We start from the raw sequence: 24,914 nt of genomic DNA, 5'->3' as shown, positions 1-24,914 counted from the left end.
GGACGCCGGTCCTCGGCGGCTCACCGCCGGACGGACGCGGACCTCCCGCCGCGGACGTCCTCGGCGGCCCGGTCGAACGGTGGGCCGCTCAGCGCCTCCCGGTAGACCAGTTCGGTGAGGACGGCGGCCCGGTTCCAGGCGGCCCGGTGCCAGGTGTGCCGGGCCGGGGTCCGCGGCCGGCGCGGCTCCGCGCGGTCCCCGTCGGGCGGGACGATCCGGATCCGCTCCTCGGGGACGCCCATGGCCCGCAGGCCGTCGAGTTCGTCCCGGCAGGTCGACAGAACGCGGTCGGCCTGCTGCCCGACCGCGGTCTCGATGGCGATCCGGCCCGACACGCTGATGCCTCCACCATCCCGGTGACCCCCGGCCGCCGCGCCGGCGAGTGCGTGGAAGGTCTGCACCAGCGGGATGCCCAGGTAGTGGGCGCCGGGCAGGCCGACCAGCCCGGAGGTCCAGAAGTGCGCGTGCGCCACCGTCGGCGGGTGGTGGATCCAGTAGTCGGCGAGCTGTTCACCGAAGGCCGCCATGTGGCGCAGCACCTTCTCCTCGGAGGCGCCGCGGGCCGGGCCCCCGCCCACGTGGTGCACCAGGACGCCCGGGCAGAGCGGAACGTGTTCGCCGAGGCCGGTGTCCTCCCGCCGGGTGTGCACGGTGACCTGGTGGCCGCGGCGGGCGAGGGCCCGCGACAGTGCCGCGACGTGGACGCCCAAGGGGTCGGCGCCGACGCCGCCCGGCGGTGCGAGGGGGCTGGCGCTCTCGGACACCAGCGCGATCCGCAACGGTCTCATCGCTGCCTCACCTCCCCGATCAGTCTGGCCCAGCCGTCCGGAGCGCGCTAAGGGAGCGCGCTGAGGGAGCGCGCTGAGGGAGCTGGCGACCGGCCCGGCCGTCAGAAGTCTGTTAGGGAACCGTAAAAGTCGGATAAAGTTCGGGGCGGAGTGCCGGGAAGCCTGGTCGGCGAACAAGGGACACATCTCTTCTTCGCCAGGAGGCCCACGTGGTGCTCATCGCTGTTTTCGGGGCCGTGCCGCCCGTCGCGGCCCCCGCCGCCGTCTCCCCGGAGTCCCGCGACGCCTTCGAACCGCCCGGCGACGCGCCCGCCGAGCCGCTCGGCGACGCGCCCGCCGAGCCGCTCGGCGCGACCACCGCCCCGCACCCGCCGCACCGACTCCTGGGGATCGCGTGAGCAACTGGCAAGCCTGGGCGGCGCTGGCGGTCTTCGCCGCCGCCTACGTCCTGATCATCACCGAGTGGGTCCACCGGGTCGCGGCGGCCCTGGGCGGCGCCGCCCTGATGCTCGCCGTCCGCGCCACCGACGACGAGTCGGCGTTCTTCTCCACCGAGTCCGGCATCGACTGGAACGTCATCTTCCTGCTCATGGGAATGATGATGATCGTCGGTGTCCTGAGGCGCACCGGCCTGTTCGAGTACCTGGCCATCTGGTCGGTGAAGCGCGCCCGCGCCAGGCCCTTCCGCGTGATGGCGATGCTCGTGGTGATCACCGCCTCCGCGTCCGCGCTGCTGGACAACGTCACCACCGTGCTGCTGGTCGCCCCGGTCACCCTGCTGGTCTGCGAACGCCTGCGGCTCAGGCCGGCGCCGTTCCTGATCGCGGAGGTCCTCGCCTCGAACATCGGCGGGACGGCGACCCTGGTCGGCGACCCGCCGAACATCATCATCGCCAGCCGCGGCGGCCTCGACTTCAACGACTTCCTCGTCCACCTCGCCCCGCTCGCGATCGTCCTGACCGGTGTGCTGCTGGTGATGTGCCGGATCATGTTCCGCGCCCACTTCGGCTACGACGAGGACCGCGCCGTCGAGGTGATGGCCCTGGACGAACGCGAGGCGATCCACGACCACCGCCTCCTCGCCCAAGGGCTCGTCGTCCTCGGCCTGGTGATCGCCGGATTCGTCCTGCATCCCGTCGTCCACTACGCGCCGTCGGTCGTCGCGCTCCTCGGCGCCGGCCTGCTCGTCGCCGTCTCGAGGATCGAGGTCAAGGACGTCCTCGGCGAGGTCGAGTGGCCCACCCTCGCGTTCTTCGCCGGCCTGTTCATCATGGTCGGCGCCCTGATCGAGACCGGTGTCGTCGAGACCGTCTCCAGGGCCCTCGCGGACGCCACCGGAGGCAATCCGCTCGGCGCCGTCCTGGTCCTGCTCGTCGCCTCCGGGGTGCTGTCCGCGGTGGTCGACAACATCCCGTACGTCGCCACCATGGCCCCCATCACCGCCGCCCTGGTCCACACCGTCGGCGAGCCCTACGGCCACGTCCTGTGGTGGGCGCTCGCCCTCGGCGCCGACCTCGGCGGCAACGCCACCGCCATCGGCGCCTCCGCCAACGTCGTCGTCCTCGGCATCGCGGAGCGCAACCGCACCCCCATCAGCTTCTGGACCTTCACCCGCTACGGCGCTCCCGTCGCCGCCGTCACGATCGCCGTCTCCGCCCTCTACCTGTGGCTGCGCTACTTCGCCCTCGCGTGACGGCGGGCCGTCGGCCGGCGCCCGGGGCGCGCCCGGATCACCCGGATCACCCGGATCGCGCGGATCGCGCGGATCACCCGGATCGCGCGGCTCAAGGGGCCGGCTCCTCCGCGCGGCGGGTGAGGCGGCCGGTGGACTCCAGCCGGGACAGGCGTGCGTGTTCGCGTTCCGCCCAGCGTCGGACCCGGTCGGGCTCCAGCGCGGTGCCGTGGCCGACGTGGAGTGCGGTGGGGCCGAGGGCGAGCATCGCGCGCAGGCTGGCGAGGTTCTGCCGGGGGTCGTCGTGGAAGGGCGGGTTGGCGGGCTTGCCGGGGATCAGGCCCATGAAGGAGTTGGCGATCAGGTCGCCGGCGACGAGGTCGCCGTCGTCGGTGAGGACGGAGACGGATCCGGCGGTGTGGCCGGGGGTGGGAATGATGCGGCCGGCGATCCCGAAGTCCTCCAGGCTCGTCTCCCCGCTGATCAGCAGGCCGGGTTCGAAGGGTTCGGCCCGGGCGTGCAGCTTGCTGTTGCGGTCCATCAGGCGGCCCATCGGGCCGGTGGGCAGGTACGGTTCGCGGACCCGGCCGGTGCGGTACGGCCCGAGGTCGGCGATGTGGCCGGCGACGGGCGCGCCGGTGAGGCGGTGCAGTTCGGCGGCGGAGCCGAAGTGGTCGATGTGGCCGTGGGTGAGGACGATCAGCGAGACGTCGGAGGGGTCGACGCCGTGCGCGGCGACCTGGTCGTGGATCCTGCGTCCGCTGCCGGGAGTCCCGGCGTCGACGATGACGGGCCGTCGGCCGAGCAGCAGGTAGGCGTTGACGGCGTGCCGGCCCAGGACCGGGATCGGGACGACCTTCGTGCGGGGCATGGGGGGCTCCAGGGTGCGGGAAACGGGCATGGCTGGGGACCGCCGGTCGCGGCGGCGGTGAGTGGCGGTGGGTGGCGTCCGGCGGCGGTGGCGTCCGGTGTCCGGTGTCCGGCGGGCGCGGGCGGTCAGAAGCGGCGGCGGTACTCGGCCGGTGTGGTGCCCAGGCGTCGCTGGAAGGAGCGGTGCAGTGTGTCCACCGAGCCGAGGCCGCTGGCGGCGGCGATCTCCGGGAGGCCGAGGCGGCTCTCCTCCAGCAGTCGGCGGGCGGCCTCCAGCCGGGCGGACTCCACATAGGCGGCCGGGGTGGTGGCGGTGCGCCGGCGGAACAGCCGGGAGAAGTGGCGCACGCTCAGGTGCAGTCGCGCGGCGAGGGCCTCGGCCGAGAGGTCCTCGGTCAGGTGCTCGGCGATCCACACCCGCAGGTCGTCGATCCGGTCGCCGCCGGCGCCCTGGACGGAGAGCGGCACGCTGAACTGGCTCTGGCCGCCGGAGCGTTTGACGTACATGACCATCATCCGGGCGGTGGCCAGGGCGAGTGCGTGGCCGTGGTCCTCGGCGACCATCGCGAGCGCCATGTCCATCCCCGAGGTGACGCCGGCGCAGGTCCACACGCTCCCGGAGCGGACGAAGATCGGATCGGCGTCGACCATGATCTCCGGGTGCTCGGCCGCCAGGCGGGCCGCGGTGAGCCAGTGGGTCGTGGCGGGCCGGCCGTCGAGCAGTCCCGCCGCGGCCAGCAGGTGGGCGCCCGCGCAGATCGACCCGACCCGGCCGGCCCCGGGGGCCGCCGTGCGGAGCCACTCGGTGACCGTCCGGTCGATCACCGGCTCCACCGCGTCGCCGGCCAGGGTGATCGCGCCCGCCACGAGCAGGGTGTCCACCCGGCCGTCCACCGCGGCGAGGGCGAGGTCGGCCATCAGGCGCACACCGCTGGAGCTGGCGACCGGTTCGCCGTCGGCGGTCGCGACCTGTACGACGTAGCCGGGCCGTTCGGGTCCGGCGACCCGGGTGGCGACCGAGAACACCTCCGCGGGTCCGGTGACATCGAGGAGTTCGACGCCGGGGAAGGCGGCGACGACGACTCGGTGGGGCGACTGGGGCATGACCCGATCATGGTGCCCGGCCCGTGGTGGCCGCAATGACGAGGTCGTCGCAGATCCGGCCATCGGAAAGGCCGCCGGCCGGCCGTTGGCTGCCGGCGGCCTCTCCGATGGCCGCGGGGGAGTACCGGGGTTCAGCGGCGGCCCAGCACCTCGGCCAGGCGGCTCACCCCGTCCTCGCCGTGACCGAGGGCGATGGTCCGGCGGACCAGGCCCTCGGCGGCGCGCATCACCCCGGACTCGATGCCGTGCGACTCCGCGGTGTGCACGACGTGGGCCATCGTGGAGACCCCCGAGGTGAGCGGGTTGATCGCGCCCGAGTAGCTGCCGCTGTCGAAGTCCTCGGCGAACTCCGTGAACAGCGGGGGCAGGATCGCACCGATCCCCCGGGCGAACGGCGCCAGCTCCCGCCCGCTGATCCCCTCCGCCCCGGCCAGCGCCAGCGCGTGCACGTACCCGGCCATCGCTGTCCAGAAGATGTCCAGCAGCGCGATGTCGAAGCCGGCCGCCCGGCCGATCTCCTCGCCGAGGTGGGTGTGGGTGCCGCCGAGCGCCGCCAGCACCGGCGCGTACCGCTCGTAGAGGTCGGCCGGCCCGCTGTGGAGGAAAACGGCCTCCGCCGTGCCGATGCTCGGCGCCGGCGTCATGATCGCCCCGTCCAGGTACCCGACGCCGTGCTCCGCCGCCCACGCGGCCGTGGACCGGGCCCGGTCCGGCGAGTCCGCGGTCAGGTTGACCACCGCCCGGCCCCGCAGCGCGGCCCCGACCTCCTCGCGGCGCAGTACGGCGTCCGCGGCGTCGTAGTTCACCACGCAGACGACCGTCAGCTCACTCGCGGCCACGGCCTCCTCGGCCGTGGCCGCGCTCACCGCGCCCTGGGTGACCAGCGCGGTCTCCCGCCCCGGGGTGCGGTTCCAGACCGTGGTGCGGACACCGGCGTCCACGAAGGCACCGGCCAGCGCGCGCCCCATCGGCCCGAGGCCGAGCACGGTGACGGTGGGCGGGGTGTGGTTGGTGGGCATACTTCATCTCCTGTAGACATGGTGGTGGACAACGACTGACCCGGGGGGAAGAGATGACGCGCAGTCAGGCCGCGGACCCGAACGTGTGCGGGGTGACCGCCGCCATCGCCGTGATCGACGGCAAGTGGAAGACGTCCCTGCTCTGGCTGCTGGAGGCCGGCCCGCAGCGCCCCGCCGAGATCCGCCGACGCCTCCCCGGCCTCAGCGAGAAGGTCCTCACCCAGGCCCTGCGCGAGATGGAGTCCGACGGCCTGGTGCACCGCGAGGTGTACGACGTCCTTCCGCTGAAGACGGTCTACTCCCTGACCGACTTCGGCCGCCGGCTCTCCGACGCCCTCGGCCCGGTCTCGGACCTGGGCCACGAGCGCCTCGACCGCATGACGGCCGCACAGGCCACTCCGTCGGCCTCCTGACCCGCCGCGCCTTCTCCTTCCGTCCCTTCCCGCTGCCAAGTCTCGTCGCCCCGCCCGCCCCTGCCCAGTACCCACAAAAAGGTGGCCACCGAACCGACCCGGCCGCTCCGTGGCCGCGAACGGCGTTCTCGTCATGGCCGTGGCCGGGAAAGGCCGGTCGATATGAGTGCGAACTACGTGGTGGTGTACAACACCGGGGAACAGCGGCCCGGTTGGCGTGCCGATGCCGACACCGGGGCTCGCCGTAGGTGCCGGGACCGGCACGCGGGCGTGACCGCTGCGGGAACGTCCGACGGTGGCCCGGTAGGTCTGCCGCGATCACCGATCAGGAACGAGGGACCGTGAACGTCGACTCCGAACCCACCCCGGCGGTCGCCACCGCCCGGCCGGTCAGCGTCTGGCGGCAGCGCGACTTCCGGGCCATGTGGTCGGCTCATACCGTCAGCCAGTTCGGCACTCAGATCACGTTCTTCGTCATCCCCGTGCTCGCGCTGACGACCCTCTCGGCGTCGACGGGCCAACTCGGCCTCATATCGGCGATGGAGACCTTGCCGTTCCTCCTGGTCGGGCTTCCGGCGGGTGCGCTGCTCGACCGGTGGGACCGTCGGCGTGTGATGGTGACGGCCGATATCGGGCGGGCCGCGGCCATCGGGCTGCTGCCGGCCGGCCACTTCGCCGGGCTGTTGAGCGTTCCCCTGCTCTGCGCGGTCGGATTCGCCATCGGGCTGTTCACGGTGTTCTTCGACATCGCGGATCAGGCCTTCCTGCCGACCGTCGTGTCCCGGGAGCAGACCCCGGACGGCAACAGCAGGCTGGAGTTCTCCCGCTCGGCCGCGGAACTGGCCGGCCCCAGCCTCGGCGGCCTGCTCCTGCAGTCGGTCACCGCCCCGCTGATCCTGGTGGTCAACGCGGTGAGTTATCTGGTCTCCGCGTTCCTGCTGGGCCTCGTCCGGCCGCCTCGCGCCGAGGCGCCGGAACCTCGGGCGAAGACCGGGATGCGTACGCAGATCGCCGAGGGCCTGCGGTTCGTCTTCCGCCATCGGACGCTGCGGTCCCTGGCCCTCGCGACCGGGACGAGCAATCTTGTGGGACTGGGCGGTGCGCTGGGGGTCGTGCTGACCGCCTTCGCCCTGCGCGACCTCGGGCTCTCTCCAGGAGAACTCGGCCTTGCCCTGACCGTGGGCAACTGCGGTGCGCTGCTGGGCGCCGTGCTCGGCGGTCGGATCGTCGAACTCGCCGGTCTCGGCAGGGTCCTGATCGCGGCCAAGTCGATGTCGGGCATCGCCGTCGTGGTCCTGACGACGGCGGCGCCGACCCGCGCCGTTCCCACCCTGATCGTGGCTACCGGCATCATGGCGTGCGGCATCACGGTCTACAACATCGCACAGGTCAGCCTCCGCCAGGCCGTCACGCCCACCGGCATGCTGGCCCGGATGAATGCCTCCGTCCGGTTCGCCGTCTGGGGCACCCTGCCGGTCGGCGCGATGGCCGGAGGCTACCTGGCCTCCGCCATCGGGACCCGCCGCACCCTGTGGCTGATCGCCGGTATCGGGCTCCTCTCCTGCCTGCCGTTGGTTCTGACCAGGGACGTCCGGGTGCTGCGCGCCTTCCCGGCGCAGCCGTCCGAATGACGGGGAGTCCTCCCGTCCGGAGTTCCACCGTTGCGGTCAGCCGGCGTTCGCGTAGGCGTGGTCCAGGGCGAGTGCGGTGTGGTGCAGGTCCTCGTGCTCGACCACTTCGTCCAGGATCACGGTGGTCACACCGAGCGCGATGTAGCGCCGGAGCATCGCGCCGACGTCGGCGTAGGTGCCGACCAGGTACGGGCAGAAGGTGCGGTAGGCGCGGAACGGGTAGAGCCAGTAGACGCCGTTCGGCTGGTGGGAGCGGAGGGCGTCGCGGGAGAGCTTCAGGTGCCAGTGGGACTCGATCCGGCCGACGGCCCACTCGTGGAGCTTCTCGCCGGAGGCGTCCGAGGGGAAGCGCTCGTTGGCGGTCCGCCAGGCCTCGGCGGCGTCGTCGCGGGCGATGACGCCGAGGCGTATGCCGCAGCCGGCGAGCGGCTTGTCGCCCTGGTAGGTGTCGATCTGGTGGGGGTAGCACAGCCGGCCGACGTCGAGCACCCGGGCGGCGTCGCGGCAGTCGTCGGAGGCCCCGGACACGAAGAGGCCAGGTGCCAGGGCGGGGTCGGCCGGCGGGCTGAGGGTGGCGGCGTCCAGGGCGTAGTACTTCCCGGTGTACGTCACCGCCGTCGGGGCCGCCGTCAGCTGCCTGACGACCTCGCCGTACTCGACCAGCCGGTCGTAGCGCTCCCGGTGCCCCAGCTCGCACCCCAGTTCGCTCAGGTGCTTGGAGAACCCGCCGGTGACCAGGTTCAGGTCGACCTGTCGCCCGTGGAGGAACGCCAGGGTGCTGATCGTCTTGGCGACCGCGAACGGGTGGGTGTCCAGGGGGTTGACGGCGACCAGGGGGACGAACCGCTCGGTGTTGTCGACGGCGATCTGCGCCGCCGCCCAGGCGTCGACGAGGGTGTTGTCGGTGTAGATCAGTGCGCCTCGGAAGCCCGCCCCCTCCGTCCAGCGGGCCACGTCGACGACCCGGCGGCGGTACTCCTGCGGTGTTCGGTCGTGCCAGGAGGGCATCGTGGTGTAGACGGTCAGCACGGTTGGTGTCCTCTCTTCGACGGTCGGGGGTTCAGGGCCGCGTGATCGCGGCGTGCTCGGCGACGAGCTTCGCCACGACGGCGCGGTCGGTCTTGCCGTTGGGGTTGAGCGGCAGGGACTCCACGTGCAGGAACACGTTCGGCACCAGGTGGACCGGCAGGCTCGCGGCGAGGGCGCGGCGGAGGTCGGCCTCGCGGGCGGGTTCGCCGGTGTAGCAGGCCATCAGCTCGGTGGTGTCGCCCTGCCGCACCGGCACCACGACGGCCTCCCGGATGCCGGGACGGCGGCGCAGCAGCGTCTCGAACTCGCCGAGCTCGACCCGGTAGCCGCGGATCTTGACCTGGTTGTCGAGGCGGCCGAGGTGGACGAGCGTGCCGTCGTCCTCGGTGCGGACCCGGTCGCCGGTCCGGTAGTAGTGCTCCTCGCCCGGCGCACCGCCGTCCGGGCCGGGGAAGCCGGGCAGGCCGAGGAAGCGGTTGGTGTTGTCGCGCGGGTCCAGGTAGCCGTCGAAGCGCTGCGGACCCCGGACGCACAGCTCGCCGCTGTCGGTGACGGTGTGCTCCAGGCCCGGGAAGAGGGTTCCGACCGGCACCGTGTCGTTCACCGTCTCCGGCCAGTCCCCGCGCTCCGCCGGGAGCCGGAACTCCGTGCACGCCAGGGTCAGTTCGGTCGGACCGTAGATGTTCGTCAGGACCGACGCGGGGGCGAACGCGTGCCACTCCTCGGCCTGCGCGTAGGTGAACTGCTCGCCGCAGAACACGCTGTGGCGCAGCCCGGTGCCCCGCCCGTCGGGCAGCCCGCCGAGCCCGGCGGCGGCCGAGACCGCGGACGGCACCGAGAACCAGTGCGTGAGCCGCCGGTCGATGACGTAGTCGACGGGGCTCAGCAGTTCTGCCGCGTCGGGCACGACCAGCGTCGCACCGCCGGCCCAGGTGACGAAGAGGTCGTACACCGAGAGGTCGAAGGTCAGGTCGAAGGTGTGCGAGGTGCGGCAGCCAGGACCGACCTCGAAGCGGGGGACGGCGTGCTCCAGGAAGGCCAGGACGTTGCGGTGCCGGATCGGCACGCCCTTGGGGCGCCCGGTGGAGCCGGAGGTGAACAGCAGGTAGGCGATGTCGTCGGGGCCGGCGGACGGCGCCGGCAGCGAACCGTCAGGGCGGGCGGCCAGGAGTTCCTGGTCGGTGAGCCCCAGCACCGGCCGGGCCGGGCGGGTGCCGGCGGGGCAGTGCTCGAGCCACTGCTGCCCGGCCGCGTCGGCGATGACCACATCGACGTCGGCCAGCTCGCAGATGGCGCTGTTGCGCCGCGGCGGGTACTTGAGGTTCAGCGGCACGACCTGCGCGCCCAGGCGCTGCGCCGCGAGGTAGCCGCCGTAGGCGACGCCGCTGCGCGCGGCCAGCAGGGCCACCGAGCGGACCCGGCCGTGTTCGGCGGTGAGGCGCTCGGCCAGGGCCTCGGCCGCGCGCTCCAGTTCGGCGTAGCCGATCGACGACGCGGACAGTTCGACGGCGGGCAGCTCGGGGTGGCGCCGAGCGGTGGCGGCGAAGACGTCGTGGAGGGTGTGGAGGGTGCTGGTGCGGTCTTCCATGTCGGCCTTCCGGGTCGGGGAGTGGAGGCGGTCTCAGGCTTCGTAGGCGAGGAGCAGCCGCGCGATGCCGGACAGGCGGCCGTCGTTCGCGGCGTCGCGGGCGGTGAACCACGCGGCCTGCCCGGCCGCGGTCGGGCGGTCGAACAGCATGCTCGGGGGGACGGTCAGGCGGAAGGCCTCCGTCAGCTGCGAGGCGACCTTCAGCGCGGTGACCGATTCGGCGCCGAGGGCGAACAGGTCGGTGTGGACGCCGATGGTGTCGCGGGCCAGGGCGTCGGCCCAGAGCTCGACCAGCAGCTCCGCGAACGGCGAGGCGGAGGCGTCGGCGGAGGGTGAGGGCGGGGCGTCGGCGGAGGGTGAGGGCGGGGCGGCTGCGGCCCCGGCCGGGCCGCGCTCCCGGAGCACGGCCTCGTACGCGGCGTCGAGATCCTGCGGCAGCGGCCGCCCGGCCAGCGTGAGCCGGTCGGCCTTGCCGCTGGGGGTCAGCGGCAGGGCGGTGACGGCGACGCAGGCGAACGGCACCATGTACCCGGGCAGGGTCCGCGCCAGCTCGGCGCGCAGCGTCCGCGGCGGGACGTCGTGGCCCTCGGTGAGGCGGTAGTAGGCGATGAGCTGCTTCTCCGTCGCCCCGTCCCGCACGACGACGACGGCGTCGGCCAGCCCCTGCTGGGCCAGGACCTGCGCCTCGACCTCGCCGAGTTCGACCCGGAAGCCGCGGACCTTGATCTGCCCGTCCCGGCGGCCGAAGTAGTGGATCCGGCCGTCCGGCAGCCGGGTTCCGAAGTCGCCGGTCCGGTAGATCCGGTCCGGGGCCGCCGCGGCGCCGGCCGGCTCGCGGACCACGAAGCGTTCGGCGGTCAGCTCGGGCCGGCCCAGGTAGCCGTCGGCCAGCGGCACGCCGGAGACGCAGATCTCGCCGGGCACGCCGTCCGGGAGGGGTTGCAGCCGGGCGTCGAGGATCTCCACCACCGCGCGGTCGATCGGATGTCCGATCGCGGGAAGCTCCGGCCAGTCGGCCGGGTCGGCGGGCAGGCGCTCGGCCGTGACGACATGGGTCTCCGAGGGGCCGTACTGGTTCTCCAGCGAGGCGCCGGTGTGCCGGAAGAACTCGCGCACCAGGGGGCTGACGAGCAGTTGCTCGCCCGCCGTGATGACCTCGCGCAGGGCCGAGGGGTAGCGGCCGAGGCGCGAGGACGCCTCGGCGAGCTGCTGGAGGGCGACGAAGGGCAGCACCAGCCGGTGCACGCTCCGCTCGCTCAGCCAGTCGACCAGCCGGTCCGGGTCGCGGCGGACGTCGTCGGTGATCAGCACCAGGGTGCCGCCCGTTCCCCAGGTGGCGAACATCTCCTGGAAGGCGCCGTCGAAGCTGAACGCCGCGAACTGGAGGGTGTTCCAGCCGGGGCCGGCCTCCGAGTGCCGGGACTGCCAGTCCAGCAGGGCCGCCAGCGGCCGGTGCGGCATGGCGACGCCCTTGGGCACACCGGTGGAGCCGGAGGTGTAGATGACGTAGCAGAGGTCCGCGGTGGTGCTCGCGGTGCGCGGGACCACCGGCCCGGCCGGGGATGCCGGGGCGTCGACCGGCATCCCGTACAGGTCGATCACGCGGACGCCCTCGGGAACGGTGAGGTCGCCGTCGATCCCGGCCGGGCCGATCAGGACCTCGGCGCCGCTGTCGGCGAGCATGTGGTCGAGGCGCTCGCGGGGGTAGGCCGAGTCGAGCGGCACATAGCCGGCGCCGCTCTTGAGGATCGCCAGCAGGGCGACGATCAGCTCGGGGCAGCGCGGTCCGGAGAGCGCGACGACCCGGGCGGTGCCGATCCGGTCGGCGCACCGGTCGGCGGCGGCCCGCAGCTCCGCGTAGGTCAGCTCGCCGCCGTCCCAGCGCAGCGCCGGGGCGTCGGGGTGCCGGGCGGCGGTGCGGTCGAACAGCTCGTGCGCGGTGATGTCCCACGCGTCGGCCTCGGGCGAGGCGTCGGCGTCGGCGCCCGCAGGGACGGGGGCCGACGGGGTCCGCGACGGAACCAGGGGCAGCAGGCCGATCGGCGTCCGCGGGTCGCGGACCGCCGCGCGCAGCAGCTCCAGGTAGCCCGCGACGACGCGTTCGGCCGTGTCCGGCCCGTGGCGCAGGCCGTCGTACGTCAGCGAGCCGCGGCGGGCGTCCTCCGGGTCGACGGCGAACACGAGGTCCAGCGGGAGGTCCCCGCTGCCGAGCAGGACCGCCGCCCGGCAGCGGTCCGCGACGGCGGTGCCGTCCGGCTCGCCGATCGCGAACTCCCCGCCGGCCACGTGCCGCAGCTCTCCGGCGGCGCCCGAGGCGAGGTCCGCGAACGCGGCGTCCGGGTCGACCCGGCCCCGCAGTGGCGCCCACGAGCCGTTGGCTCCGGCGCCGACCACGACCTCCTCGACCCCGGTGTTCTCCCAGGGCGAGGCGACCCGGTACAGCAGCGCCCGCAGCCCGGCGGCCAGGGTGGCGAGTACCGGGACGCCCTGCTCCCGGGCGGTGGCCGCGAGGCCGTCGGCGAGGTCGGCCGGGATCTCGAACACCAGCCTCTGACGCGGCTGTTCGAGCGGCGGGACCGGCACGCTCCGGTCGGCGGGCCAGCCGGTGGCGGGCGGTGCGTCCCGGAGCCGGTCGAGCAGCGCGGCGCGCGCGGTGGCGGAGGCCGGCGCCGCCGCCGGGTCGACCGGCGTGGTCCTCGACGCGGTGGTCCTCGACGGAGTGGTCCTCGACGGTGTGGCGCTCGACGGTGTGGCGGTCATCGGGTCCCGTTCCCTTCGTTGTCGCGGCCGGCGGTGGCGCGTCGCGACCTCGCCAGCAGGGCGCTCCGCGCTCCGGACCCGGCCGGTCGGGCCGTGGCGGTCGGGTTGGCCGCCGCGGCCGGGGCCGCGGCCCGGGGGGTGTCCTCGGAGAGCGCGGTGGCCAGGTCGTGCACGGTCGGATGGGTGAAGAGCAGCAGGGCGGCGACGGGCCGCTCCAGTACCTGCGTCAACCGGGTCCTGGCCCGGGCCAGCAGCAGCGAGTCGCCGCCGATCTCGAAGAAGTTGTCGTGGGTGCCGACGGCGTCGAGGCCGAGCAGGTCGCACCAGACCGCCGCGATCTCCCGTTCCAGCCGCGACACCGGGGCGACCCGGGCCGCACCGGCGTTCCGGTCGCGCGGCGGCTCCGGCAGCCTCAGGTGGTCGATCTTGCCGTTGCTGTTGAGCGGGAGCTCGGCCAGCGGCACGATCACCGCGGGAATCATGAACTCCGGCAGGAACTCCGCCAGTCGGCGGCGCAGCGCGGACGGGTCCAGTTCGGCGGCGGTGAGCGGCGCGGCGGGCGAGACGTAGGCGACCAGGCGCAGCGGCCCGGGCCCGGGATCGCTGCGGCGCGCCGTGACGACGCCGCGGCCGACGCCGGGGAGCCGTTCCAGCCGGGCTTCGATCTCGGGCAGCTCGATCCGGTGGCCGCGGACCTTCACCTGCCGGTCGATCCGGCCCAGGTAGTCCAGGGTGCCGTCGGGCAGCCGGCGCACCAGGTCACCGGTGCGGTAGAGGCGTGCGCCGGGCCTGGAGGTGAACGGGTCGGGCAGGAACCGCTGCTCCGTCAGTTCGGGGCGGCGCAGGTAGCCCAGCCCCACCCCGATGCCGCCCACGAACAGCTCGCCGGGTACGCCGACCGGTACGGGGTGCAGCCGCTCGTCCAGGACGTGCGCGGTGGTGCCGGCGACGGAGGTGCCGATGGTCGGCCGGCGTTCGCCGTCCAGGCGGACGTGGGTGCACCAGATGGTGATCTCGGTGGGGCCGTAGATGTTGACGAGCCGGCGGTTCGGCGCCCACAGCGGACCCAGCTCCGGCGGGAACGCCTCGCCGCCGACCAGGATGGTGCGCAGTCCCGGCACGTCCTCCGGCCGCGTCACCGCGAGCGCCGACGGCGGCAGGAACGCCATCGTCACGTCGTAGCGGCGGACGGTCTCGGCCAGGTCGGAGCCGGGCAGCATGCGGTCGCGGGGCACGACGCACAGCCGTCCGCCGTGCGCGAGCGCGAGCGTGAAGTCCAGGACGGAGCCGTCGAAGCTCGGCGAGGAGAACTGGATCACCGTGTCCGGTGCGTCCGGGTCGATGAACTCCAGCTCGGCGTGGGCGGAGTTGACCACGCCGCGGTGGTGCAGCACGACGCCCTTGGGCCGGCCGGTGGAGCCGGAGGTGAAGACGATGTAGGCCGGGTCAGCCGGCCCGGTGCTGCGGGCGGGGCGGATGTCGGGGTACTGGTCCAGCGGGTCGTCGGGACCGCCCAGTCGGACCACCGGCAGCCGGTCGGTGCCGGGCGGGTCGGTCCGGCCGGTCCGGGTGATCAGGGCCTTGATCCCGGTGTCCTCGATCATCAGGGCCAGCCGTTCGGCCGGATAGGCGGTGTCCAGCGGCACGTAGGCCGCCCCGGCCTTGAGTACGCCGAGGAAGGCGACCGGCAGGTCCTGGCAGCGGTCGAGCGCGACGCCCACGGCGGTGCCGGGGCCGACCCCGATCGCGGCGAGGTGGTGGGCGAGCCGGTTGGCCCGCGCTTCGAGTGCGGCGTAGCTGAGTTCGCCCTCGGCGCCGACGACGGCGAGCCGCTCGGGCTCCTGGTCCGCCCAGCGCTCGAACAGGGCCGGGACGTCCGCGGCCAGCGGCTCGGGCAGGCCGGTGTCGTTCCAGCGGTCCAGCTGGGCGAGTTCGCCTGCGGTCATCAGGTCCAGGTCGGCGACGGCCGTGTCCGGTGCGGCCAGCGCCGCCCGGAGCAGGGTGCCCAGATGGCCGAGGAAGCGGCTCACGGTGTCCGCGCCGTAGAGGCCGGTGTTGAATTCGGCGGTGCCGCGGTAGCCGCCGCCGGCCCCCGCCCCGGCGTGTTCCAGGATGACGGACAGGTCCTGGATCGCGCCGCCGCCGTGCACGGGCAGCGGGGTGAGGTCCGCGCCGGGCAGGCCGAGGGCGGTCTCGACGTCCTGGAGGACGAACAGCAGCTGCACGACGGGGTCGTGGCTGGGGTCCCGGTCCGGGCGCAGCAGCGTCACGAGGTCCTCGAACGGGAAGTCCTGGTGCTCCTGCGCCTGGCTGATGGTGCGGTGGGCGGCGCGCGCCAGGTCGAGGAAGGTGGTGTCCGCGCCGACGCGCAGGCGCAGCGGCACCAGGTTGACGAAGCAGCCGACGGTCCTGGCGAACTCCGGACGGACGCGGTTGGCGACGGGCGAGCCGATGATCATGTCGTCGCGGCCGGTGTGCCGGTGGACGACCGAGGCGAACGCGGCCAGCAGGGTCGCGTAGGCGGTGACGCCGTGCCGCCGGGTGAACTCGGTGACCCGCTCCTCGACCTCCGCGGGCCAGGCGAAGGCCACCTCGGCCCCGTCGGGCCGGCGCTGCGCGGGCCGGGTCCGGTCGGTGGGGAGGTCCAGGAGGGTGGGGGCGCCCTCGAGTTCGCCGCGCCAGTAGTCGGCGAGCCGCTCGCGGCGGGCGCCGGTCAGCCGCTCGGACTGCCAGGCGGCGAAGTCCAGGAACTGGACCTCGGGCGCCGGCGTGGTGGCGGGGCGGTTCCCGGCGCGGGCCGTGTAGGCCTCCGCCAGTTCGGCGAACAGCAGCTCCAGGCTCCAGCCGTCGCAGACGATGTGGTGCACGGTCAGCACGAGGGCGGCCGACGGGGTGCCGGGCGCGATCAGGCGGGCCCGCAGCAGCGGGCCGGCGGACAGGTCGAAGGGCGTCCGGGCCTCGGCGTCGACCCGCTCGGCGGCCCAGGCCGCGAGGGCGCCGGGGGCGTCCGGGGCGCCGGTGGCGGCGTCCTCCGGCCGTTCGACGGCGAGGCCCACGGTGAGGGCGGGCAGCACCCGCTGCCGGGGCTGTTCGTCGTGGACGTCGATGACGGTGCGCAGGGCCTCGTGGCGGGCGACCAGGTCGCCCAGCGCCGCTTCGAGGGTGGCGGCGTCGAGTTCGCCGCCGATCCGGAAGGCGTAGGACAGGTTGTAGACGGCGTTGTCGGGATACAGCTGCGACAGGAGCCACATCCGCCGCTGGGTCGCCGACAGCGGCGCGCCCGCCTCCGTGCGCCGGACCACCGCGACGGGCGCGTCCGTGCCCGGCCCGTCCGTGCCGGGCGCGTCGGCGCGCCCGGCGGTGGCGGCGGCCCAGCCGTCGAGGAACGCGGACAGCAGGGCGACGGTCGGATGGTCGAACAGGGCCCGGGCGGTGATCGGCAGGCCGAACTCGGAGGCCAGGAGGGAAGCGGCCCGGACCGCGCTGAGCGAGTGGCCGCCCACGGCGAAGAAGTCGTCGTCGACGCCGGGCGGCGCCTGCTCCAGGACGGTGCGCCAGGCCGCGGCGACGCGCAGCTGGGTGGGGCCGGACGGCTGCCGGCGGGGGGAGTCGGCGCGGCTCCGGGCCGCGGCCGGGCGGTCGTCGGGCGCGCTGCCCCGGCCGCCGGCCGAGGCGGCGGCGGCCCTGGCGGCCTCGGCGGCGTCGGCGAGTTCGGCGGGCCAGGGCGCGGCGGCCGTCGGGCTGTCGGGGGAGGAGGTCAGGGCCTCGAGCAGGCCGACGAATCCGGCCGCGACGGCGGCGGCGGTGCCGGCGTCCAGCACCGCCGTCCGGTAGCGCAGGTAGCCCCGCATGCCCGTGGGCAGGTCCGCGAGCTGCAGTTCGACGTCGTACAGCGAGCGGCGGGGGAGCGGCTCGGTCGCCTCGACCAGCAGGGGGCCGGCGGCGGTCGGCGGGTCCAGCGGCTGGATGCCGCCGAGCAGCACCTGGAACAGCGGGTGCACCTCGGGCCGGCGGGCCGGGGCGAGCCGCTCGACCACGCGGCGGAACGGGATGTCGGCATCGTCGAAGGCCGACAGCGACGCCTCGCGGGCCACCCGCAGGGCATCGCGCCAGGTCACGGCGGAGGACAGCCGGACCCGCAGCGCGGCCTGATTGGCGAGGAAGCCGGCGGTGTCGCGGGAGTCGGCGTCGCGGCGGCCGACGACGGTGCCGACGACCGCGTCCCCGTGGCCCGAGGTGCGCTGCAGCAGGACGGACAGCGCGGTGAGCCAGACCATGAACGGGGTGGCGCGCTCCGCCGCCGCGACCGCGCGGACGGCTTCGGCCAGGCGGGCCGGCACCTCGACCGGGAGCACCGCCGCGGCGTAGGGGTCGCCCTGGACGGGGCGCCCGAAGGACGGCCAGCGGTCGGCGGCGGCCGGCAGGCCGGCCAGCTCGGCGACGCGGAGGTCCAGTCGCCGGGCCGTGTCGGGCCCGTCGGCGGCGGCGCGGTTCCGGTCGGCCGCCGCGGCCAGGGCCGGCGGCGGCGTCGGCAGGTCCTCGCCGCGCAGCGCCGCCACCAGGTCGCCGTGGAACAGCTGGAACGTCCGGCCGTCGGCGACGATGTGGTGCACGACGACCAGCAGCCGGTGCCGGTGTCCGGCCACCCGGGCGAGGGTGAAGCGGGCCAACGGGCCGTGCTCCAGGTCGAACGGCCGGTGGGTCTCGCGGTCGGCGAGCGCCTCCCAGCGCTGCTCGGCCCCGGGCCCGGCCGTGGTGCCGGTCGGGTCCGCACCGGGCTCGGTCAGGTCGACCTGGTCGAGCGTCCCGGTGAATGCGGGTTCGACCACCATGACCGGCGTGCCGCCGGGCCCGGCCGGGAAGCGGGCGCGCAGCGCCTCGTGGCGGCGGCCGAGTGCCCGGACGGCGTTCGCCGCGGTGTCGGGGTCGAGCGGCCCGGTCAGGTCGACGACCAGGGCGAGCTGGTGCACCCGGGCCTCGGGCGTGGTCAGGTCGAACAGCCAGATGTCCTCCTGTCCGGCGTCCGGCCGCTCGGTCCGCGTCGCCGCCGCCGGGGCGGCTTCGAGCGGAGCGAGTCCGGCCTCCTGGTGGACGCGCCGGAGGCTCTCGGCGGAGAACCGGCCGGCGCGGGCGCCCGGCCGAGTGGGCATCTCGGTCATGAGGTGATCACGGCTCCCATCTCAGAGGTCTCGGCGCGCAGGAGGACGTCCAGGGGCGCGCCGTCGGGCGACTCCGTGCTGCCGCCCGCCGCGGGCGAACGGAGGAAGTCGATGGCCGCGTGGTTGCGGCCGGTGTCGCGGTAGCCGAGGACGATCCGGTCGGTCCCCATGGCCCGCGCGTGCGCGGCGATCTCCCGCATCGCCTGGATTTCGACCCCCTTGCCCATGGCCGGGCAGGAGATGACGAACGCCTCGACGACGCAGTCCGAGCCGTCCTTGGCCAGCGCCAGCACGACGCTGGGGCCGAGGTCGCCGAGGCGGTCCCGGACCCGTCCGAGCCGCAGGACCCGGTCGCCGTCGGCGGCTGCCGCGTCCACCTCGGCGGGCGCCATCGGAACTCCGAGGGTGAACTCCTTGGAGGCCACGAGCATGTCGTTGATCTTGGCGAGGTCGGCGCCCCGGGGCGGCCGGAAGTCGGTCTCGACCCCGAGCCCGGCGATGAAGGAGGCCAGCGACAGAGCGCCGGCGGGCTGCTCGGCGGCTCCGTCCCCGCCGCCGGGGCCGCCGGGGCCGACGGGGCCGCCTTGTCGAGGTGTCCGGGCCGGCGCGCCGGGCACCGGCAGGCGGTCGAAGACGCCGGCGGCGGCCAGTAGCGAAGGCCAGGCCGCGGCCTCGGTGCCCAGGTCCACCGTCTCGGCGGGGCCGCCGCGGGCCGGCCGCACGGTGACGGTCAGCCGGTCCTCCCGGCGCCGGAGCAGGGCGATGTCCCGTGCGGCCAGCCCGAGTCCGGCGGCGAGACCACGCACCTGGGTGTCGAGTCCGCGGTCGTCGAACCGCCAGTCCGACAGCAGGGCCGGAACCGCCGGATCGGCGGCGACGAGCTCCCGCCACGCCGTGACCGCGTCCGGACCGCCGAGCGCGTGCGAGGGCACTCCGGCGGCGGACAGCCAGCGCAGGACACCGCCCAGGCCGTCGACGTCGTCGGCGTCGACGAGGCCGCCGAGGTCCAGCGCCGCGGCGTGGCAGGTGTCGCCCGCCCGCAGCCGCAGGACGTGGGCGATCCGCGCCCCGAGGTGGTGGAAGACCTCCTCGCGGTAGGGGACCTTCGCGTACTGGTACAGCGCCGGATGGTGCGCCCGGCCGGTGCCGAGCGAACGCAGCACCGCTTCGAGGTCCACCAGGTGGACGTTCGGCCGGTCGGCCAGCGCGGCGCGCACGGTCTCGCGGGCGGCCGCGGCGGACGCGGTGCGGCCGTCGGACCAGCAGTCGCCCGCGACGCCCAGCGGATCGGCCGCCGGCAGCCCGGGGAGCACCACGACCAGCGTGGCACCCCAGCGGGCCGCGGCCTCGTACGCGACCTCGGCGACGGCCGGCAGCCCGGTGGCCCAGGCGCCGTCCTCCAGTTCCTCCAGGCGCTGCGCGACCACCAGCACGTCCAGGCCCGCCCGGGCCGAGCCGCTGTCCGGGTCGAGGCACTCCTGGACGATCCGGTTGTACGGCGCGACGTGGAAGGCCGGGCGGCCGTACGCCCCGCCGAGCGCCGTGCCGAGATAGGGCACCAGCGGGTCGGCCGTGTAGCTGGCCATGATCCCGACGCGCGGTCCGCCGGGCGGTTCGGTGCGCTCGGCCGCCTGGTGGGCGGCCCGCAGCGCACGCAGGTCGGCCGGGGCGTCGATGAGGGGCAAAGGCATGATCGTCCTTCCGTCGGCGCCCGGACCCGGCCGGATGCCGGTGGTCTCCAGGGCCTGCTTGACCTCGGCGAGGGAACGGACCGCCGTCAGGGAGTGGGGCAACGGTGGCCGCGGGAGGCCGTGGGGGCGGCGCGCGTCGGCGTCGGTACGGGGCGGGTGGCGGTCACGGGGCCGCCCCCGGGACTCCCTTGGACGCCAGGAGACCGCGCAGCGCGGCGATGCTGGTGTGGCCCTTGATCTCCCGGCTGCTGAAGGCCACCTCGAAGTGCTCCTCCAGCACGACCACGACCTCGACGTGCTTCAGGCTCGTCCAGGCGGCGTGGGTGCCGGGCCCGGAGTCCTCGGACAGTTCGGCCTCCGGCACCCCCAGGACCTCGGCGACCAGGCCGGTCAGCTGGTCGGTCGACTGCTCGACGGCGCCCATCAGCGGGCCGCCCGTCGGGTGCGCGGGGCCGGGACCGGGGACGCGGTGTCGGTGCCGGTGTCGGGGCACGTGGGCCGGGAGGACATGGTCGGATCCACCTTTCACAGGGCTCGGGATGTCACAGGGCTCGGACGGCGGAGCGGCAGGGACGGTCGCCGTCACCGGGCGAGGGCGCGGAACCGGTCGGCGATGCGCTCGCCGAGGGCCTGCACGGTCGCGGCGTCGTGGATGCTGCGCCGGTAGTAGATCTGCAGGACCAGCGCGCCGTCGACGATGGCCGGCATCAGGTCGAGCAGGTAGGGCCAGGTGCAGGCGCCGTCCTGGCACGGGCCGACCGGGTCGGGGCAGTGCCCGAACAGGGTGGTGTGTGCGGAGGTCTGCTCGAAGCCGGACTCGCCCATGTAGTTGAAGGTGAACCGGGGCTGCTCGCCCCCCGCCAGCGCGGCCCGCAGGTCGGGGTCGGCGTGCTGGTGGACCAGCACCGCGTAGCCGAGGCCGGCGTCGGGGACGACCGACAGCTGACGGTGCACCGACTGCACCAGGGCGATGCCCTCGGTGTCGCCGACGTCGATGCCGATCGGGAAGTAGATCTGGAACCAGCCCACCGTCCGGACCAGGTCGAGGTCGGGGAAGCGTTGCGGCCGCCCGTGCCCGGCGACCGCGAACCGGCAGGAGTCGGCGCCGGTCCACTCGGCCAGGACCGCGGCCGAGGCCGCGAAGACGGCGTCCGACAGGCTGGCCCGCGCCGCGACGGCGAGCCGCTGCACCGCGGCCGTCTCCTCGGCGCTCACCCGTACCTCGGCGGTCTCCATGTAGGCCATCTCCTGGGAGCCGCCCTGGTGGTCGACCGGTACGGCCGGCCTGCGGGCGCCCTCCGGGAAGGGGGCGACCTGCTCCAGCCAGAACGGCACCTCGGCGAGCAGTTCCTCGCCGGCCGCGTACTCGTCGATCCGGTCGGTCCAGTCGCGGAACGACGTGGTCTTCGGCGGCAGCAGCAGCGGCTGCCCGGCGACGGCCTGCTCGGTGAGGGTGGTGAGGTCCTCCAGCACGAGGCCCCGGGACATGCCGTCCACCACCAGGTGGTGGCACATGATCAGCAGCCGGTCCGGCTCGCCGTCGGTGTGCAGGTGCAGCACGCGCAGCGAAGGTCCGTGCTCCAGGTCGAGGCTGCCCTGCAGCGCGGTGGCCAGCTCCTCGGCCCGGGCGGCGCGCTCCCCGGCCGGGGTCGCGGTCAGGTCGACGCGCTCGAACGGCACCTCCATGCCGGTGGGCTCCGACCACTGCCGCCACTCGCCGTCCGCGCCGCGGGCGAAGCGCAGCCGGAGCGCGTCGTGGTGGTCCACCAGGACCCGCAGCGCGCGCTCCAGGTGGTCGGCGGTGACACCGTGACGGACCGTCAGATAGTACGGGTGGTTGTAGTAGTCGGGGTTGCCGGTGGTGCCGACCGGGTTGGTGAAGAACCACCGCTGGGCCGGGGCCAGGGCGACCGGTCCGACGACCGGTCCCTGGTCGGCGACGACGGCCGGGGCCGCGTCGGCCTCGGCCAGTTCGGCGACCGAGGCCGCCTCCAGGACGGCTCGCGGTGACAGGCTGATGCCGTGCCGGGCGGCCTGGGAGACGACCTGGATCGCGGTCATCGAGTCGCCGCCGAGCGCCAGGAAGTTGTCGGAGAGCCCGACCCGGTCGGTGCCGAGCAGCCGGGCGAGGATCTCGGCCAGCTGCCGTTCGCGGTCGGAGCGCGGCTCGACGTACTCGCCCCGGGAGACCCGCCAGCGGGCCCGGTCCACGGCCGCGTGGATGCCGGCCGCGTCCGACAGTTCGGCCAGGATGCGCAGTCCGGCGGCGGCTCCGACGCCCGGCGCGGCGGTTCCGGGGACGGTGCCGGCGGTTCCGGGGACGGTGCCGGCGGCGTCGGTGTCCCGCTCCACCGGGAACAGCGGCTCGTCGAGGGCCCACAGGTGGTCCAGGACCTGGCGCGCGCCGTCCGCGTCCGGCGGTACGGCGACCGCCAGGACGCCCGGGAAGCGGGAGTTGAGCCGCCCGCAGAGTCCGGCATCCGGGTCCAGTACGACGCAGTCGGCCGGGTCGACGGTGCCGGCGGTGACCGCCTCCGCGAACCGGGCCTCGAGGTCCCCGGCGGAGTCCCCGGCCGAGTTCCCGGTGGAGCCCGCGGTGGTGTCCCCAGTGGTGTCCCCGGCGAGCCACGAGGCGGAGTCCGGGTCGGGCAGCAGGTCCGGCCGGGCGGCGAGCGCCCGCCGTACGGCGGACCCGGCGCCGGTGAACACCAGCGCCCGGCCCTGGTCGGCCGCCCGCCGCAGCGCCCGGGCGACGAGCGCGGCGGACCCGTGGCCGTCGGCCCCGGTGCCGCCGTCCACGCGCAGCCCCAGCAGGCGCTCCGGGGCCACCACGAGGGTGCCGCGCGGTTCGGTGCTCAGGACGGCGCGGGCCAGGACCGTGGCCAGGACGGTGGTGAACTCCGGGGTGTACGGCATGTGCGCGAGCCGGTCGGCGTGCTCGTCGTCGCGCCGGTCCACCGGGTACCGGTCGGCGACGGGTCCGACGTCGAGCACGCGCACGTCGGCCATGGACGCGGCGAGCCGGGTCAGCCGTGCGGTCAGCCCGCGCCCCAGGGCGGCCCACGGTTCCGCCGACCAGCCGGGCGACGCCGGGCAGACGGCTATCAGGAGCGGCGTCCGGGACCAGGCGCGGTGGCTGAGCAGGGCGCCGTGCAGGTCGGCGAATGCCGTTTCGAGGTCGCGGACGACGGATTCGACGCGGGTCGGACCGTCGGCGCGGGTCGGACCGTCGGGGCGGGTCGGACCGTCGGTGCCCCCGGCGAGGGCCCGCGGGTCGTGGCCGAGGTGGCGGACCGAGTCCTCCCAGCGGAGCAGCACGGTGTTGACAGGGGCCCCGGCGGTGCCGAACGCGGCGTCCGGGTCGAGCAGTTGCTGTACGACCTGCGCGTACGGCGCGAAGGGGACCTTGGCCGGTTGGCCGAACAGGTCGAGCCAGAACCCGAGGGCCGGGCCGCCCGCCTCGGCGGTGAAGCTGGCCGCCACGGCGGTGCGGGGGGCGGCGGCGGAGCCGGACTCCGGCTCGGTGCCGGTGCCGGGCGCGATCTGCGGGATCCGGCAGTCCTCGGGGAAGGCGAGGTCGCCGCTGCGCGCCCCGGCGTCGTCGGCGATCGCCGACAGCATGGCGGCGTAGGCGTCCAGCAGCGCCGCGGCCCCGGCGGCCGTGTACAGCCCGGTCTGGTAGTCCAGCGTGATCAGCAGCTCGTCGCCCTCGGCGTCGATGCTGAACAGCAGCTCGAACTCGGTGCCGGCCCGGAGCCAGGTCAGCTGGGTCGGGGTGAAACCGTCGAAGGCGGGCAGGCTGTCGTCGCCGTCGACGAAGTTGAACAGGGTCTGGAACAGCGGCTGGCGGCCGGGGACGCGTGCGGCACGGACCGCCGAGACGATGTTCTCGAACGGCAGCCGCTGGACGGAGCGGGCGTCCAGGATCGCCTGATGGGTGGCCGCGACCCGGCCGGCGACGGTCAGTTCGCCGCTTCCGGCCAGCCGGATCGGCACCAGGTCGGCGAAGTCGCCCACGATGTCGGACAGTCCGGGGTACTCGCGGTTGGCGTTGAGGGTGCCGACCACGAACTCGTCGCGTCCGCCGGCGCGGGCGGCCAGCAGGTGGAAGGCGGTGAGCGCGAGGCTGAACAGCGGCACCTCCAGACGGCGTCCGGCGGCGCGCAGCCGGGCGGCCGGCCCGGCGTCGAGGCGCCGGGTCACCACGCCGCTGTCCGAACCGATCTCCCCGGTGTGCGGGAAGTCGGTCGGCAGCGAGGAGACCGCCGGGGCGTTCCGCAGGATCTCCCGCCAGCGGGCCTCGTGCTCGCGTCCGCCCGGGCCGGTCAGCCAGTCCTGCTGCCAGTGCGCGTAGTCGGCGAACTGCACGCGCAGCTCCGGCAGTTCCGGGCCGCCGCCCGAGCGGGCGGCGCGGTAGAGCTGGGCCAGGTCGCGCACGATGACGGCCCAGGACCGGTTGTCGGTGACCGCGTGGTGCATGGCCATCGACAGGTAGTGGGTGGTCGGGCCGGCCGCGAACAGCCGGAACCTGGTCAGCGGGCCCCGGTCGAGTTCGAAGGTCTCCTCGGCGGCGTCGCGCAGCAGGCGCTCGGCCTCGCCGGCCCGGTCGGGGCCGTCGGGGACGGTCACCGTCGCCGGGAACACCTCGCTGTCCCAGTCGGCCGCGTCGGCCACGATGCGCAGCACCGGCACGCCCTCGCCGCCCTCGACGATCGTCGTCCGCAGCGATTCGTGGCGCCGGACGAGGGCCGCGACGGCCGTGCGCAGCGCCGCCTCGTCGAGGTCGCCGTCGAGGCGCAGCGGGAAGGCGCTGTTGTGGAGGAGGCCGGCGCCGTGCACCTGGGCCAGGGTCCACAGCCGGCGCTGGGTGGAGGACGGTTCGAGCACCTGGTCGCGGGACACCGGCACCGGGCCGTCGTCGCGCACCCCGGGCGCCGCGGCGTCGACGAGGTGGGCGAGGTGGCCGAGGGTCGGGCCGCGGAACAGCTCGAACGGCTCCACCGAGCGGTCGAACTCGGCCTTGATGCGGGTCAGCAGCTCGATGGCGAGGAAGGAGTGGCCGCCGAGGGCGAAGAAGCTGTCGTCCAGGCCGACGCGGTCGATCTTGAGCGTCTGCTGCCACATCGCGGCCAGCCGGCGTTCGGTGTCCGTGACGGGCTCGCGGAATCCGCCCGCGCCCGGCACTCCGGT

The 24,914-nt window shown here is 74.8% G+C and carries 15 protein-coding genes; 4 read left to right on the top strand and 11 right to left on the bottom strand.

What is annotated here, in order from left to right; genetic code table 11:
- Positions 1-20: 20 nt before the first annotated feature.
- Positions 21-788 carry a glycosyltransferase gene (locus tag SM793_RS24315; protein ID WP_320440413.1) on the bottom strand — a complete coding sequence of 256 codons (768 nt, stop codon included), beginning with the start codon at positions 786-788 and terminating at the stop codon, positions 21-23.
- 212 nt (positions 789-1,000) lie between these two features.
- On the opposite strand from SM793_RS24315, the gene SM793_RS24310 reads away from it, so the two are divergent.
- Complete coding sequence (locus SM793_RS24310) at positions 1,001-1,186, top strand: hypothetical protein (RefSeq protein WP_320440412.1); 186 nt, start codon at positions 1,001-1,003, stop codon at positions 1,184-1,186.
- Positions 1,183-2,481 carry an ArsB/NhaD family transporter gene (locus SM793_RS24305; protein ID WP_320440411.1) on the top strand — a complete coding sequence of 433 codons (1,299 nt, stop codon included), beginning with the start codon at positions 1,183-1,185 and terminating at the stop codon, positions 2,479-2,481. Before SM793_RS24310 ends, SM793_RS24305 begins: the two co-directional genes overlap by 4 nt.
- Positions 2,482-2,572: 91 nt before the next feature.
- Here the strand turns inward: SM793_RS24305 and SM793_RS24300 are convergent, their stop codons facing one another.
- The 3 genes from SM793_RS24300 to SM793_RS24290 all read right to left on the bottom strand — a co-directional run bounded on the left by SM793_RS24300 (position 2,573) and on the right by SM793_RS24290 (position 5,453).
- Positions 2,573-3,331: an MBL fold metallo-hydrolase gene (locus tag SM793_RS24300; protein ID WP_320440410.1), complete on the bottom strand. Its 759-nt coding sequence runs from the start codon at positions 3,329-3,331 to the stop codon at positions 2,573-2,575.
- A gap of 125 nt (positions 3,332-3,456) precedes the next feature.
- Complete coding sequence (locus SM793_RS24295; protein ID WP_320440409.1) at positions 3,457-4,434, bottom strand: GlxA family transcriptional regulator; 978 nt, start codon at positions 4,432-4,434, stop codon at positions 3,457-3,459.
- 131 nt (positions 4,435-4,565) lie between these two features.
- Positions 4,566-5,453: an NAD(P)-dependent oxidoreductase gene (locus SM793_RS24290; protein WP_320440408.1), complete on the bottom strand. Its 888-nt coding sequence runs from the start codon at positions 5,451-5,453 to the stop codon at positions 4,566-4,568.
- Positions 5,454-5,506: 53 nt separating this feature from the next.
- Between SM793_RS24290 and SM793_RS24285 the strand changes: the two genes are divergently transcribed.
- Both SM793_RS24285 and SM793_RS24280 read left to right on the top strand, forming a co-directional pair.
- Positions 5,507-5,866, top strand: coding sequence for a helix-turn-helix domain-containing protein (locus SM793_RS24285; protein WP_320440407.1), 360 nt, complete (start codon positions 5,507-5,509; stop codon positions 5,864-5,866).
- A 341-nt stretch (positions 5,867-6,207) separates the two neighbouring features.
- Positions 6,208-7,497 carry an MFS transporter gene (locus SM793_RS24280; RefSeq protein WP_320440406.1) on the top strand — a complete coding sequence of 430 codons (1,290 nt, stop codon included), beginning with the start codon at positions 6,208-6,210 and terminating at the stop codon, positions 7,495-7,497.
- 36 nt (positions 7,498-7,533) lie between these two features.
- On the opposite strand, the gene SM793_RS24275 is transcribed toward SM793_RS24280, so the two are convergent.
- The 7 genes from SM793_RS24275 to SM793_RS24245 form a co-directional block, all read right to left on the bottom strand.
- Positions 7,534-8,526, bottom strand: coding sequence for an LLM class flavin-dependent oxidoreductase (locus SM793_RS24275; RefSeq protein ID WP_320440405.1), 993 nt, complete (start codon positions 8,524-8,526; stop codon positions 7,534-7,536).
- Positions 8,527-8,557: 31 nt separating this feature from the next.
- Positions 8,558-10,114, bottom strand: coding sequence for an AMP-binding protein (locus tag SM793_RS24270; protein ID WP_320440404.1), 1,557 nt, complete (start codon positions 10,112-10,114; stop codon positions 8,558-8,560).
- Between the two features lie 33 nt (positions 10,115-10,147).
- Positions 10,148-12,874 carry an amino acid adenylation domain-containing protein gene (locus SM793_RS24265; protein ID WP_320440403.1) on the bottom strand — a complete coding sequence of 909 codons (2,727 nt, stop codon included), beginning with the start codon at positions 12,872-12,874 and terminating at the stop codon, positions 10,148-10,150.
- Positions 12,871-18,033 (bottom strand): non-ribosomal peptide synthetase, encoded by a 5,163-nt coding sequence (locus SM793_RS24260; RefSeq protein WP_320440402.1) that lies wholly within the window; start codon positions 18,031-18,033, stop codon positions 12,871-12,873. The genes SM793_RS24265 and SM793_RS24260 overlap by 4 nt, the downstream gene beginning before the upstream one ends.
- On the bottom strand, positions 18,030-19,724 hold the full coding sequence (locus tag SM793_RS24255; RefSeq protein WP_320440401.1) for a hypothetical protein: 1,695 nt from the start codon (positions 19,722-19,724) through the stop codon (positions 18,030-18,032). Before SM793_RS24255 ends, SM793_RS24260 begins: the two co-directional genes overlap by 4 nt.
- A 163-nt stretch (positions 19,725-19,887) precedes the next feature.
- Positions 19,888-20,148: a phosphopantetheine-binding protein gene (locus SM793_RS24250; RefSeq protein WP_320440400.1), complete on the bottom strand. Its 261-nt coding sequence runs from the start codon at positions 20,146-20,148 to the stop codon at positions 19,888-19,890.
- Between the two features lie 158 nt (positions 20,149-20,306).
- Positions 20,307-24,914: condensation domain-containing protein (locus SM793_RS24245; RefSeq protein ID WP_320440399.1), on the bottom strand; the 4,608-nt coding region annotated here is incomplete at its 5' end.

It is taken from the genome of Kitasatospora purpeofusca (assembly GCF_034043715.1).
GTDB lineage: Bacteria > Actinomycetota > Actinomycetes > Streptomycetales > Streptomycetaceae > Kitasatospora > Kitasatospora purpeofusca_A.
Note: the sequence above shows the minus strand (reverse complement) of the source record. Positions and strands in the feature narration are given on the sequence as shown.